Consider the following 14,613-nt stretch of genomic DNA (forward strand, 5'->3'; position numbering starts at 1 on the left):
GGTCAAAAGCCCCGCTCTTTCATCCAGAGCCTGCCGCCTTCGGACACTGCGTCATAGACAGCGCCACCGAGGGCGGCGCCTATATCCGTATGCAAGCCTGCGTAGGATGCCCCGTCTCCCCGCTCACCAGGCGGCGCGGAAACCGCGATGCAATCCGTGCCGGTCCCTGTCGAGACCCTGCCGCCGACATCGAGCCCAAGTTCCATGATGGCTGCGGTGCGGGCCTCGGCGGCAATCGACATTGCCTCCAAATGGGCCGCGACCGACAAGGGCCTGTCGATATGAACCAGAAGATTGATGGTTCCGGCGGGCATAATCATCTGCGCGCGTTCCCCCACCCTCCCCGCATTGGTCAGGCCGACAGTGGCAAGGCAGGCGGCATGTGCCTCGCCGGAGCGCCGTGTTGCGACATGATGCTTCTCCACGTTGCGCGACGTCATCATCTGCACCGCTTCGCCATAGCCGGCTTCCGCCAGTTTCGCCTCAAGCAAACGCACCGGGTCCACATCCAGTGTCAGATCGTCATTGCGCACTTCCAGCCAGGCGACGGAGCGCGCCCGGACGAAACCCGGACGGGTCAGCGACCAGCTCAGAATGTCTTGCGGTTCGCGAAACTCAGCCGCGAGGACCGGGCGGAAACAATGGATCGTGAAAGGCAGCATGAGCAATCTATCGCAGATCAGCGTGAAGTGCGCGACCAGCGCCTTGTCGCCATTTGCCATCATCCACAGGACCGCCGCAGGGGCAACATAACCGGCGCGGCGATAAAGCACGGCTTCGTGACTTGGCCACCGTTGCGCAAGGCGATATGGATCGCGGAATATTGTTTCGCGCGTCTTGAAACGGACAAGCGGTTTGCTCTGGATTGCGTCATGATCAACGATCTCACCGATGAGATATTCTGGATATTCACCATCGGGTGCTGCATCCTTTTCATCATGCGCCTTCTGTCGCCTCCCCCACGTCACAAGACTGACCAGGCGCAGGACCTCAACACATTGCGCCCTCGCCGCCGTTCGCGTCGTCGTCGCTTTCAGGCACTGGACTGAGTTTTCTTCCCCGCCCATGCTTTCCGGCGCGTTTTATAGCGGTAGCCCGACGGCCCTGATCGACGCCTCCACAAGCGGCGCTGACAATTCTCAAGCAATGTTCAAAGCCAACAGCCCATGAACCTCCAAGGCGGGTTGGAAGCCTTCCCGGCCTCTTTTACGGTTCCTTGATCTTGTTAAACTTCATGAACGATACGAAACCTAAAAGGCAGTTCAGTTTTGTCATGCTGACTGGACTTTTTATGGTTAACGAACCTGTCCATTGAGCGCGGCCATCAGCATTGGCCTTATCGAGAAAGAGCCATTGGCAGCCTTTTCCGTCAAAATGCGCAGATAGCCTCCAGCAGACTGAATTTGCTCAAAGCGCTGCAGGATATAGGCAATCACGATCGACGCATTATAGGGTCCAAGAACCTTCTTTGCGAGATCATAGAGCTTTCCATCGATCCCGAGGAAGGAGCGTACTTTCTCTGCCGTATTGGCGAGATCCTGCCAATGCCGAATGGAACTGACCGCATAGGCCGTGATCTCCGGACAGGAGCGAAGCACCATGTCGAGCGAAACCGTGGGTTCTGTTGGAGCGCTGGTGATTTCATTTACGCGCTGGTCGATAAATTCAGCCGTTGCCTTTTCAAAATGGGAATCTGGATTCGATTCAATTTGCTGCCGCTCATTTTGAGATTCATTGCCGCGCAAATTCTGAACATTTTCATGAATTTTCAATGCGTTATCGATTTCCGTACGAATTGCCTGCAAGGATTCGACCAAAGCTGCCAGCTCTTCCTGCTCCGCACGGCGCGGAATGCTGTCGACGATCAGGCGAAAGCGGTGACGGATGTCCTGCCAGTTACCGGCAAGCTGTTCCTCGGCGGCGAATTCGACAAGCTTGGTGATATCGCGGCGCAGCAAGGTCAGCTGCTCGCGCATTTCACGCAATGCAGTCTTTCCCGCCCTCACCTGTTCCGCAGCTGTTTCCAGTTCACAGGCACGGGCCAGAAGCGGCGCCAGTGAAAAGCCGAAAGCAATCTGCACGTCTCCGCCCTTGGCGCGACGCGCATAACGCTTGCCATTCGGGCTGTCCTGCCGAAGGATGAAACCGGCATCGACCAGCGCAGCCAGATGACGTCGCAAGGTCGCATCCGCCATGCCATGGGCGCGCAATGCCAGTTGCTTGTTGGAGGGAAACACGATCAGGCTGCTCTGCGTATTCAGTTCCGTTTCCGGATAGAATGACAGGAGCGCCGAAAGAACCGCCAGAGAGCGATCATTCAGGCCGAACAGCGTCTTTGCCTCACACAGCCAGCGATGCAGCTGCCACTTGTCGGCAACCGTTCCAGGCGCAATTTGCCGTGTGTTCTGTTGACTTGCCAGCAAGGCAAGCGTCATCCTTCGACTGCCAAACGGCGTCGAGGCCAATTGAATCTCCATTTTCTTTCACCTTCCACAAGGCAAAAGAAATCCACCCGCCGAAATGACGCTAATAGCACTTGACAGTGATTCGTGGATTTGCGATTCTCTAGCTGCTAAACCAATGAGAAGGGCTTCCACACGGCGACGTTTGGGGGCCTTTTTCTTTTGCTGTCTCGTTCCTTTTCCTGAACAGTTTCGACGCAAACACTCTTACAAATTCAACTGAGCATGTCCTAATCCGAACCGGTTCCCGTTCCCGTTCCCGTTTCCGTTTCCGGTTTTCGGGAAGACATGCCTTACACAATCAGACCGCAGCAAAGCCGCTGGTCAGTACGCTACTCACTTCTCCTCGTTGCGGAACGACGCATAAAGCTCATCCAGATTGCGAGAAAGCCATTCGGCAAAACGCGGCCCGTTGGCGGCACTGAGCGCCAATGTGGCCGACTTGCCATTCTGTTTGATAACCGCGCTGACGGACTTGTCAGAAGCCGTCCAGCTGGTTCCGGGCCGCAGAGCCGCCTTGGTGACGGGTTTCTTCTGCTTTCCGCCTTTCAGATAGCCATAGAGCTGCTCGAAACGATCGACAGACGACGCCTTTTCAAAGGCCGAAGTCGCCAGAAGTTCTTCCGCAGCATCCTTCTTGCCCGGTATTTCGATCAGCTTGCGCAATTCCAGCCAGCGATCACGCCCGATACCCTTGGCCGGACCCACGGCCAGGAGAATATGCTCCGGAATGGCCTTCGGAATGGTCAGCATCTTCGACAGGGTCTGGTAATCTACCGTCAACGCCGCCTGTATGGCTTCACGTTCGAAGCCCAGCGCCTCAAGACGCGCCGCAAAGAAGACACGCTCGATGAAGCTCAGATTGGCGCGGGCGGAGTTTTCCTGGCCCTGGCTCAGAATATGTTCCAGATCGGCGAGGGGCTTGATGACCGCCTTGACCTTGATACCAAGTTCCCGGGCAACCCGCGCACGGCGGTGGCCGAAGACGATCATATAGCGGCCGCTGGTCTCTGGATGCGGACGCACGAGGATAGGACTGTCCTGCCCACGCTCGCGAATGGCTTCCAGAAGTTCGCGATATTCCTCGTCATCCGTTTCAGGCAGGCGATCCGCCACGAAAGAGACATCCAGCTGTGCGGGATCAAGCTCGACAATGGTTTCGCCATCGAGCTTCTGGGCCGCCTGCTTTGCCAGTTCGTCAATCGATGCGGAAAGGGATTTGGCGGCACCGAACCGGCGCGATACGTTTTCGACCGGCTGAGAGGCCTGTTCAGCCGCCGGTTGGTCCCGCATAACGCTTTCAAATATGTTCTTTCGTGCCATTCCTGTATCCTCAAACCGGTCAGAGACCTGATTTTATTCAATATTCGCCGCTTTAGACGGCAGTCTAACGCCCCCATGCCTCATGAACGAGGCCGCGAATTTCCGAATTGACCGCTTCCATGGCTTCCATGGCGCGATCATAGGTACCGCGATTCATCGATGAACGCTCAACCTCGTAAAGCGTCTGCTTGGTAAGACCGGCATCGGAGATAGCCGTCGATTTCAACATCTGGTGCTTGAGCATATGCGAAGCGAGCATGCTTTGCATGAAGCCGACCATCTGCGCCTGCGGCACGTCGGTCGGTTCGTAACGGGTGATCAGATAGCGGAACCAGTCGAGCTGCACCGCGCCGCCGGCCTGACGGACCGTCTTGAGAATATCGCCGAGCATCAGCAGGAACTGCGACATGGACATCAGGTCGAGCATTTGCGGATGAACGGTAATCAGCACCGAAGTCGCTGCGGAAAGCGCCGTCAGCGTCAGATAGCCAAGTTGGGGAGGGCAATCGATGACCACGACGTCATAATCGCTGTCGACATCGGCGAGAGCTTGCGCGATGCGGTTCCAGAATGTCTTGCCCTCGCCGCCATTCTGCATGGCGAGCGGCGTGTCATATTCATATTCCTGCAGCTCGAGCATGGCGGGAATGATGTCGAGGCCGGGGAAGTTCGTCCGCCGGATAACCTCACGGATGGGTTTCCTTTCGGAATCGTAACGAATGGCTTCATAAAGCGACGGAAACTCGTCGAGTTCCGGCTGGATGCCGTGCAGGGCGGAAAGCGAAGCCTGCGGATCGAGATCGATGGCCAGCACGCGATGGCCGGTCAGCGCCATATGCTGCGCCAGATGCGCAGCCGTCGTCGTCTTCCCGGAACCGCCCTTGAAGTTGACGACGCCGATGACCTGAAGCTTTTCATTGCCGCGACGATGCGGAACGTAGCGCTTCACTTCGGCGCGGCCGTTCTGGTCGAGCCACTGGCGCAGTTCCTGAATCTGCTCGCCACTATAGGCGCGGCGGCCACCTGTTAGAATGGTCGGCTCGACACCCTTGCCTTCAAGATGTAATTTCTTGAGATTGCTGGGAGAGACACCGAGGAAATAGGCAGCCTCGGCCATCGAAAACTGGCGCAGCATGTTCTTGCGCGCATCCGGCGGAAAGTTTTCGTGACGCAGCAGATTGAGCTTGCGAGAAATCTCGCGCCCTTGCGATAATATCATGTCGTCAAACGACAAGGCTGCTGCCGGATTTGCGATATTCATTTGCTTGGTGTCCCTAGTGACGGCATTGGAACTGATACCGCCTAAATACCGTCATTATGTCCGATTCTTATTCTATCGCAAGGGGCAGCCGAATTAACAAAGAGTTAGCGCCGGTATTAAAATTAAGCGAAATTTTATCGATTCGCTGCCGGTTCTGCTATCCTTTTGTTTTTATGATCTTTTATCGGTTTTAGACGGCGGTCTATAAACCGGAACCCTGAACCAGCCTGGAATTTCAATCGAGAAGAGTCCTGTTTCCACACCGGAGCGACATCGCTTTATAGGGGACAAAGCTTGTTCGGCCGATTCTCTGCTAAGTTCCGGCGCCGTGATCATTGCGAAGCCGAAATGATACAAAGCGGCGCGGGGAACTGCCCATTTCGGCGTGTCAAAAGACGCGTGTTAAGGTCGTCTGAGGCCGAGGGGAGGCCGTGGCGTCTCCACTGGTCGGCACCACCTTCATTCTCCGTCGTAGATACGATCGTTCAAGACGGTCTGCGGTGGTCCGCTTGTTAACTGGGCCGCGAATAGCGGTAACCGATATTGGTCCGGGCTGCTGCGGCCAGCGTCGGGAAACGAAGGACTGAAATCCAATATTGAATAATAACCCCTGTGCAGTTCCTCCGATCAATCCAGACGGTGAGGCTGCGTTGCGCGGAAGGTGAAGGGGGCGTTCAGCATGCACCGGTTTTGAGCCGGGTTCACTTCTATGAAGTTCTGCCGCTGGGGCCACGCGCTGTTCTCCGGAAGAGGGGAGCGAGTGGTTTCACCCTTACTGCTTGTCCCGCTTCGTGCTTTCAGGGGGTGGATTTCTTAACCAAATCAGGCTAGCTTGGACAGTATCAGTCAGGTCCTGCCGACCTCCGAAGATTGAGCGCGCAGCGCCGCCTCCCAATCCCTATCGAAAGCCCCCTTGCGATCGTCGCTCGAACAAAACCTAAGGGGGTTTTAGGTTTAATACGGCTTCAAAAGGCGATAATTTTCAGCGGGATATAGAGCGGGATATGAGGTCTCCGAGGCGTGCTTTTTCATGCGCTGGTAAGCCTCTGAAGAACTCTGACAACTGTGCGATAAGCCTGATTGTTTACAGGGTGGCGGTCCTTGAACCGGACCATTCCGCGAGCGGTTCGCTAACACTGTTCGCAAAGCGAAACCGCCGGAATCCTTTTCCGCTCGGAGGCAGATTGTTCAAAGGTGCTGAACTGAGTGGGTTCCGCCTGCTTCGCTACCTTCATTCACGTCGCTTGCTTTATTCTCGTCCGTGTTTTCCCACCAGTCGCCGAGGGCATCGATGAGCGGCACCAGTCTTTCGCCCGCTGGCGTCAGGTCGTACTCGACACGAAGCGGATAACCGCCGAACTCGGTGCGCCGGACAATGCCGGCCTCTTCGAGCTTGCGCAGTTCCAGTGTGAGCATCTTGTGCGAGATCGTGGGATTATCCCGGCGAAGATCGCTGAACCGTTTTGTCCCTTCCTGAAGATAATAAATGAGCAGGGTCGGCCAGCGGCCGCTCAGGACCTGCATGACTTCTTCGATCGGGCAGCGGGAAACAAGGTCTTTCATCGGCAGCTCCTGGTTACAAAAAGGTGCGTAATTTACTTGGCGGAGCGATGTTTTATGGTCCGGCTTCGCTGCGCAGCGTGATCAGAAGACATCACGGAGAACACCAAACATGGAACCGATCCTTATATATGGCTTCCCGGCCGGAAGCTCCATGGGACTTGTCGCAGCTCTGGAATGGCTGGGCAAGCCTTACAGGCTGTGCCGGGTCGACATGCTGACCGAGATGCGGGAGCCTGCTTACAAGCGGATCAACCGCCGGGTCGAGACGCCCGCCTTCGTCACGGATGAGGGGCGGGTCGTGACCGAAAACATGGCTATCGCCGCCTGGTTGGAGGCGCGCGACACCGAGCGGCGGATCAGCTTCGATCCGTTGTCGCGCGAAGCCGACCGGATGCATCAGCTGATGGGGTTCATCAACACCGGCTTTACCGGCATGTTCGGCCCGCTTTGGGCTGCGATGGAAATGCAGTCGCCTGACCCTGCGATGAAATCGGCGCTGACCCGATGGGGTGGCGAACGCGTCATCGAGCGGCACGACCGGCTTGAAGAAATGATCGGTGCCACCCTTTTTCTGGTCGCCGACCGTCCGACGCTGGCGGACGCCCTGCTGGTTGGGGTTGCCCGCTGGCTGGACTTTCACCAGGTGGCAGACGCCGCACGCTGGCCGAAGCTTGCCGCCGTGAGAAGCCGTATCGAAGCCGATCCCGCTGTCATCCATGCAATGGCGCTGGAAAGGGGCGAGGCCTTGCCGGGCAACGGAGCCTTTCAGGGCCATGTCGGTCTGGAAGAACTGATCGAACAGTTTGGCGCGAAATAGCGATCACGATGCGCAGCGACCCCCAGCAACGGCAGCTGCGCATCACCCGGCAGCAGCGGGCGCTTCTCATGGAACCGGGAGTTGGCGGCTGATTGCTGCCATTCCTGTTTTTGAATGACGCCCACTGGAGTAGACGATATTATCCGGATATAGATCGGCCGGTTTTGATAATTTGCGATAGACAAGTCTCCGTTGAAGAGGAATTCTGGCGTTCTTTGGCAGCAGACAACGCAAACAACTTCGAAACGGCCATGACATCGATATTCAACGTCAGCCTATCCGGCAAATCCTGGAATGATGAGCAATAACAGGCCGCGACAAGACCCAGCCCTGTTGCGCCGCCTGCTCAGGGCCAAAGACAGGCTGGATGCCGCCTCGCATGAGCCCTGGCCGGTGCGCCGGCTGGCGCAGGTGAGCGGTGTCTCGGAGGCTCATTTCGCCCGCGCGTTCAAGATCGCATTTGGCGTGCCGCCGCACCGCTATCTCCTCTCGCGGCGCATCGAGCGCGCGAAGGCATTACTGCGTGACACCGACAAACCGGTGATCGAAATCGCGTTTATCACAGGTTGGGCAAGCCTCGGAACGTTCGGGCGCGTTTTCCGCGATATCACGGGCGAAAACCCCTCCGACCTTCGTGCCCGCGAGCGGGCGGGTTCGCACAGGCTGGAGCACGTGCCACATTGCTTTGTCAGTGCAGCGTATCGCCCGGACCTCACAATAGCAGTTTCGGAGAAGCGGCGCCAAGATAAGGCTGATACACAGAACCCATGACAACAGGAGAGCAGTCATGGAGAGAGCAGTGATGGACCAGGGAGTAGGGGTGGCGGGCATTTACGTGCGTGACCAGGATGAGGCCATTGATTTCTATGTAGGAAAACTTGGGTTTGCCGTTCACACCGACGTCAAGAACGGAGACTACCGCTGGCTGACAGTGCAGCACCCGGGACCAGCCTCACTTCCAGCTTGGGCTGTTCCGGCCCCAGCCGCCCACTGTAGATGAGACGACCGCGCGATTGCTTGACGAGGTCGTCGCGAAGGGCGCGATGCCGCCGCTGGTGATGGTGGTCAAGGACTGCCACGCTACGCATGAGGCATTCGCGGCAAAAGGCGTCGAATTCATTCAGGAACCGATCAGCCGCTTCGGCAGCGTCGATGCGAGTTTCCGCGATCCCTCCGGCAATGGCTGGAAATTGGTTGAGGCGCGGTGAGGCTGCCTGACCTTGGTCATTTACGGGCATTTGCTGGATTTAATCCGGTGTAGACCGATGCCCTGCGGACCAAGGTGAGCGCGGCACAGGCGTAGCTGGCCGACAACCCGATTGTCGGCCGAACCAAAAACTCATCCAATGCTTAAGTGCCCAACCGGTACGCTGGTCACGAGAGAATGACAGGGATATTGGCTTCCTCGAGTATGCGGGCCAAAATCGGGGCTGGCGTTTCATTCGTTACCAGGGCGCTTACGTCGCGAACCGAACCAAGCTTCACCATGGCGCGCCTGCCGAACTTTGAGCTGTCGACTGCGAGCAATTTGTGTGCAGCTTGTCCAAGCGCTGCGGAAACGACGGCGACTTCGGTATGGTCGTCATCGCATAGATCGCCGTCATCATCGATGCCGCTCACCGAGATGATTGCATAGTCGAATTTGAAACGCCGAATGAATTCCGGTGTGTCTTCCTGAAACATTCCCCCATCGATAGGGCGCACGAAGCCGCCGGGAACAGCGAGCGTGAAATCCGTCTTCTCGCTGATGATGGCGGCGGATCGCAAGCTGTACGTGACGAGGTGCAGCCGCTCCCTGCTGACGAGCGCATTGGCAATCGCTTCACATGTTGTGCCGGTATCGAGGAAAACGGTGGCGCCATCGGGAATGAGCGCGACGACAGCTTCGGCAATTCGCACCTTCTCGTCGGCCCGATCATGTCTGCGCTGACGGTAGGTCACGGGATCGAGCGGCGTCAGTTGCGACACGCCGCCATGCAGTTTCCGGACTTTGCCCCGATGTTCCAGGTCCGCAATGTCGCGCCGCGCCGTCTGGGTGGTGACATGGAACCGTTCTGCGATCTCTTCAAGAGAAACATAATGGCTGTTTTCAATCCATTGCAACAATGCCTGCTGCCGGATTTCCTTCTTCTTGCCACCGGGACCGGAAAGTTCGCTCATGGTAGTCGTTATGTCCTTATGCGCCTGATCACTCTGATCCATCTCTCATTTCCAGGTTGAATGAGGCGAGGAAATCGTGGGGTTAAAATAGCAATATCTGGGTGAATCGATTAGCGAATAAAAATGTAATATTAATGACATTTACTATTAAGGACCGCATGTTTTGGAGTCCTCGCATCCCGGACAGGAGTAAAATGTAATAAAAGTGACATTGAACTCTGTCATTTCAGCATCGATTGAAGTTGGATGATCAATCCGGCTGTCACGTTGATGAAATGGAAGCACCTTCCAGGAAAAGGACCGAGGGATGGTAACGGGGACGACCAAACGCAACGGAAAACTTTTGGCTCTGACTGCGCAGCTTTTATGCGGTGTCGCAGTCGCAGGAATTGCTGCCGCTCCGGCGCGCGCAGCCGATAGCTATGACATTCGCGTCATGACGCTCAATATCTGGAACAAGTTCAAACAGAACCCGGAATTGACAGCGGACTTTATGGCAGCCGCCAATTTCGACGTGCTCGGGATGCAGGAAGTCAACGGTAGTACTTATGTCACGCGCATACCGGATTTCCTTCAAACCGCGGGTCGCGGCACTTACGGTAATGTGCAGGTCGGCGATGTCGGTATCATCTCCCGTTTGCCGGGCAAATTCGGCACGATCAATCTGGGCGGAAATACGCAAGGTCGCTATGTCAGCTATACTCAGCTGGACGCCCAGGGCTCCCGTCCGCAGACACTCGTCGGTACGGTTCATCTCGATTATGCAGATGGATCGACCGGTCGCGTGAATGAAGCCAAAGCCCTCAACACGTGGGCAAAAGGAGCCATCCAGCCGATCATGGTCATGGGCGACTTCAATGCGGGGGATGTTTCCGAGCGCGGCCTTCATCACATCGATGCGCAGATCAGACTGATGCAGCAATCTGACGGCAACACCTTTTATCGCGATCTGACGCGGCAATATGTTCTCAACGCCGATCAGCAGACGATGCGTTCGGTCATTCAGGAAGCATATGTCGGACAGGACATCGACACCCTGTCGTGGAAGCAATGGGGCGACGCTCTTTCCGCCGCCTACAAGGCCGGGAAGAATGTCGGGCTGCAAGACGAAACCTATGCGGTAGCCAACAACACGCCGGTTACGATGAATGTGCTCAAGAAGCAGTACATGCTGCTCCAGACGGATGCGGTCCGCGAAGACTTCAAGCCGCATGATCTCAACGATGGCAGCACCACATGGCCGTCGGCAGGCGAGGACGCAACCAATACCTGGGCGAGCTGGGATCGTGCCAAGATTGATCATTTCCTCGTCTCGCGGCCATTCGGAAAATGGTATGAGATTGTGGATGATCCCAATGATCCCTACACGGGAGTGATCAAGGACGTAAAAGTCACCCGGCCGGGCCGCCAGCCGGAAGCAATCTCCGACCATGAACCCGTTGCGCATGATTTTCGATGGGTTGGCCCGCAGCTCCAGACTTACTCGGAAAATGAAACCAGCAAGACGCGTCTCGTTTGGGGCGCCAATGCTTACGGCTTCGCGGAAAAGAACAAGGAATTTGTTCTAACCCGAAACAATCAACGCAGAGATCTCTATCTGGGCCAGATTTCGGATGCCAATGGCAAACCGATTCTGACCGATCTGACGCTTGACGAAAAGAAGACATTGCTGAACTGCGACAGCACGGATGGGCGCTTCCAGCAGGCCATCAAGGACTATTGCATCGACGATCATTCCTTTATCGGCGAAACGGCTGTCACCGACGGCGGGACGATCCTCGTCAGCGAAGATGCGGCTCTTGGCAATGCCGATGCTCGCCTGCGTCTCATTGATGGCGGTCTGCGTATAACGGGCAGCGACATGAAAACGCTGGATCGTATCGTGTCCCTTGAGGGACTTGGATGGATCGACATCGCGGAGGCAGACAACCGCGTGACGCTGCTGCAGCAAGCCACCGGGGAGGGCGCGCTGCTCAAGCGCGGAGCCGGTACGCTCGTTCTGGGCCAGGCAAACAGCTATACGGGCGGAACCTTGGTGGAAGGCGGAGTGCTTCAGGCTGGCGTGGACGGGGCGTTCGTCGACAATACGGCCTTCTCGGTGAATGGTGGCAAGCTCGATCTCAACAGTTTCAGTGTGAGCATGTCGTCGCTGATGGGCGAGGGCGGGACATTGAGCCTTGGCTCGGCAGCTCTGACCGTAGACCAGTCCGCCAATACCCGTTTCGACGGCAATATTGATGGTACTGGCAGTCTCACGAAGTCCGGCACTGGTGTTCTGGTCCTGAATGGTGCCAACACCTATACAGGCGGCACGACTGTGAAAGAAGGTGGGCTGGTCATTGGCGATGCATCCCATTCAGGTGCATTCCTTGTCGGGACAGCCAGCGTTGAAAACGGCGCATATCTGGCTGGCGCAGGCTCAGTTGGAGGCCTTTATGCCGGCGCTGGCAGTATCATCGCACCGGGCAATTCTATCGGCACGCTGAAGGTCGATGGCAATCTGGCCTTTGATGCGGGAGCCACTTACGTTGCGGAAATTGATGCTTCCGGTAAAAGCGACCGCATCGATGTGAGCGGAACGGCGACGCTTGGTGGCGCGAAGGTCTATATAGAAAAAGCCGCCGGCACCTATATGCCCGGCAAGAGCTACACCATTTTAAGTGCTGAAGGCGGCATTCTGGGTACGTTTGGCGATTTGAGCCAGAACATGCCTTTCGTCGATCTTGGCCTGGCCTATGATCCCAACGCAGTCTACCTCAACATCGCACGCAACGACGTCGACTTCGCTGCTACGGCAAAGACAGGCAATCAGAAATCGGTGGCCGTGGCCGTCGAGGGTCTTGGTGCTGGTAATGCGGTCTACGATACGGTTGTCATGCAGGACAGTGAAGAGGATGCGCGTCGCGCATTCGACGCGCTTTCGGGGGAAATCCATGCTTCGACGCGAACTGCGATCATCAATGACAGCTCGATCATTCGCAATGCCGTCATGGAACGCGTTGACGCGGCGTTTGGCGGTAGTGGGCAGAGTGCTGCCTCATCATCCGTCGCAACAGACATGGTTTCATCGCAGGTTTCGGCACCGCGCGCCGCAATCTGGGGGCAGGCACTTGGCCAATGGAGTGAAACCGGGGCGGATGGAAATGCTGGCAAGCTGAAGCAATCAACCGGCGGCTTTGTTGCAGGCTATGACGCGGAAATCGTCGAGAATTGGAGGCTGGGCGCTCTCGCGGGCTATAGCCGCACCAGTTTCGATGTGAATGATCGCAACTCGTCTGGCCACAGTGACAACTATCATCTGGGAATCTACGGCGGCACCCAGTGGAGCGCGACCACGCTCAAGGGAGGTCTTGCCTATAGCTGGCACAAGATCGAAACTGATCGCCTTGTCGCTTTCCCGGGCTTTTCAGAAAGTCTTGATGCCGATTACAGCGCAGACACCTTTCAGGCATTCGGCGAACTCTCGCATCGTTTTGATGTGAACGGAACGGCGATTGAGCCATTTGCAAATGTTGCGGTGGTACGCCTGCAAACCGGGCGGTTCGATGAACATGGCGGGAATTCCGCGCTCCGGATTGGAAAAGAAACGACGACAACCACGTTTACCACAATTGGTCTTCGGGCTTCTGCCCCAGTCGTATTCGGCAGCATGAATGCAAGGCTTAGCGGTACGGCTGGCTGGCAGCACGCCTATGGCGATACCGTTCCGACGACAGCAGCCTCATTCGATACCGGAACGGTATTTGACGTGGCCGGTGCGCCAATTGCGAAGGAAACCGCGATTATCAAGGCTGGCTTTGATATTGATCTCGGCAATCAGACGACGCTGGGTCTTGAATATACAGGTCAGTATGGTGCGAGCTTCAATCAAAACGCGGGCAAGGCCCGGCTTAGCGTAAAGTTCTAAGTTTATTCAGCACTGTTTCTACCGCCAAGGACATTAACTTGGCGGTAGAAGCCTCTGGCCGTGTCCAATGGAGTTCGGCTTCATGCAACGAGCGCATGATCGGATAGAGGAAATGCAGCATAGATTGCGGCGGTTCAAAGCTCTGTCACATTGCTGAGAGGGGAGCCTATGCTGCCGTTGAAACCGCGATAGCGCTGGTGGCTGCGGGCGAGGTGCGCCTGCATCGCCTCGCGAGCGGCCTCCGCATTCCCGGCACTGATAGCTTCGCAGATTGCACGATGTTCAGTCACGCTATTGCGGATATAGTCGGGTGTAATCAACGAAGGATTGAGATCGCTAGAAAATGCTGGCTGGGGGAGGATCTTCAGGCTCATGACGCTGAAAAACTCGATAAAGGCCTGATTGTTGGTCGCCTCGGCAATCGAACGGTGAAAGATGTAATCCAACTCATCGAGCGCGGCCTCATCGTCCACGGACGCCTCGAATTTTTTGAGCGCTTCCCACATATTGGCCTCCTGCGCCCAGGAGCGCCGCTGCGCGGCCAATCCCGCAGCATGAACCTCAAAGGCCATGCGCAATTCCAGCAGATCCATGAAGGGCAGCGACAACCTTGCCAAAGGTTCAAGCGGCGAAACATCGTCGCCTGAAAAACGCAGCCTTTCGAAATCGCGGATGAAAACTCCGACGCCGTGCTTCACTTCCAGCAGGCCATCAGAGCGAAGTTCTGCAATGGCTTCACGGATGACCGTGCGGCTGACGCCAAGCGTCTCGCCAAGCTCCACCAGCGTAGGCAGCTTGTCCCCGGTTTTAAAATCCCCATCGCGAATGAAGGCCCTAAGATTATCAATCGTCCGTGCGGTAAGCGTCTTCAATGTCCGTCAGTTCCAGTTGGCCGATCAGGTTGTCTGTCATTGATACGATGGCCTGAACAGAATTACAAGATAATATCACTCATATAGAGATATTATCTTATCGGGTTAATATGCAGAATTGTGCCCCTGGGTGTAACCTCTCTTTCGCAGAATGGTATTACTAATTTTCGGCGATGAGGGTCATGGGGCGCAAATTTTCACCATGATTTTTTTGACGGATAATATGCGTATGGCACGGTCGAGTGCTG

12 protein-coding genes are annotated in these 14,613 nt (G+C 56.3%); 5 read left to right on the forward strand and 7 right to left on the reverse strand.

Going from position 1 to position 14,613, the window contains the following annotated elements; genetic code table 11:
• Positions 1-2: 2 nt before the first annotated feature.
• The 5 genes from OINT_RS24190 to OINT_RS19340 form a co-directional block, all read right to left on the reverse strand.
• Positions 3-725: an adenosylcobinamide amidohydrolase gene (locus OINT_RS24190; RefSeq protein ID WP_312968136.1), complete on the reverse strand. Its 723-nt coding sequence runs from the start codon at positions 723-725 to the stop codon at positions 3-5.
• 570 nt (positions 726-1,295) lie between these two features.
• Complete coding sequence (gene repC, locus OINT_RS19325) at positions 1,296-2,477, reverse strand: plasmid replication protein RepC (protein ID WP_006469589.1); 1,182 nt, start codon at positions 2,475-2,477, stop codon at positions 1,296-1,298.
• A gap of 321 nt (positions 2,478-2,798) precedes the next feature.
• The gene (repB, locus tag OINT_RS19330; RefSeq protein ID WP_006469590.1) at positions 2,799-3,785 is read right to left on the reverse strand and encodes a plasmid partitioning protein RepB; all 987 of its coding nucleotides are present in this window, start codon (positions 3,783-3,785) and stop codon (positions 2,799-2,801) included.
• A gap of 64 nt (positions 3,786-3,849) precedes the next feature.
• A complete protein-coding gene (gene repA / locus OINT_RS19335; protein WP_006469591.1) occupies positions 3,850-5,046 on the reverse strand; it encodes a plasmid partitioning protein RepA in 1,197 nt (398 codons plus the stop codon).
• 1,188 nt (positions 5,047-6,234) lie between these two features.
• A complete protein-coding gene (locus OINT_RS19340) occupies positions 6,235-6,609 on the reverse strand; it encodes a winged helix-turn-helix transcriptional regulator (protein ID WP_006469592.1) in 375 nt (124 codons plus the stop codon).
• 109 nt (positions 6,610-6,718) lie between these two features.
• Here OINT_RS19340 and OINT_RS19345 point away from each other — a divergent pair, with 109 nt between their 5' ends.
• The 4 genes from OINT_RS19345 (at position 6,719) to OINT_RS24195 (ending at position 8,634) form a co-directional block, all read left to right on the forward strand.
• Entirely contained in the window at positions 6,719-7,426 is a 708-nt protein-coding gene (locus OINT_RS19345) for a glutathione S-transferase family protein (RefSeq protein ID WP_006469593.1), read from the forward strand.
• A gap of 294 nt (positions 7,427-7,720) precedes the next feature.
• The gene (locus OINT_RS19350) at positions 7,721-8,197 is read left to right on the forward strand and encodes a helix-turn-helix transcriptional regulator (RefSeq protein WP_006469595.1); all 477 of its coding nucleotides are present in this window, start codon (positions 7,721-7,723) and stop codon (positions 8,195-8,197) included.
• 31 nt (positions 8,198-8,228) lie between these two features.
• A complete protein-coding gene (locus OINT_RS24390) occupies positions 8,229-8,426 on the forward strand; it encodes a VOC family protein (protein WP_328284851.1) in 198 nt (65 codons plus the stop codon).
• A gap of 13 nt (positions 8,427-8,439) precedes the next feature.
• The gene (locus OINT_RS24195) at positions 8,440-8,634 is read left to right on the forward strand and encodes a VOC family protein (protein ID WP_006469597.1); all 195 of its coding nucleotides are present in this window, start codon (positions 8,440-8,442) and stop codon (positions 8,632-8,634) included.
• A gap of 166 nt (positions 8,635-8,800) precedes the next feature.
• Here OINT_RS24195 and OINT_RS19360 read toward each other — a convergent pair whose 3' ends face one another.
• Positions 8,801-9,628 (reverse strand): DeoR/GlpR family DNA-binding transcription regulator, encoded by an 828-nt coding sequence (locus tag OINT_RS19360; RefSeq protein WP_006469598.1) that lies wholly within the window; start codon positions 9,626-9,628, stop codon positions 8,801-8,803.
• A 265-nt stretch (positions 9,629-9,893) separates the two neighbouring features.
• Between OINT_RS19360 and OINT_RS19365 the strand changes: the two genes are divergently transcribed.
• Entirely contained in the window at positions 9,894-13,493 is a 3,600-nt protein-coding gene (locus tag OINT_RS19365) for an autotransporter domain-containing protein (RefSeq protein ID WP_006469599.1), read from the forward strand.
• Between the two features lie 134 nt (positions 13,494-13,627).
• Here OINT_RS19365 and OINT_RS19370 read toward each other — a convergent pair whose 3' ends face one another.
• On the reverse strand, positions 13,628-14,365 hold the full coding sequence (locus OINT_RS19370) for a FadR/GntR family transcriptional regulator (protein ID WP_006469600.1): 738 nt from the start codon (positions 14,363-14,365) through the stop codon (positions 13,628-13,630).
• Positions 14,366-14,613: the final 248 nt, after the last annotated feature.

The sequence above is a fragment of the Brucella intermedia LMG 3301 genome (assembly GCF_000182645.1).
Classification (GTDB): Bacteria; Pseudomonadota; Alphaproteobacteria; order Rhizobiales; family Rhizobiaceae; genus Brucella; species Brucella intermedia.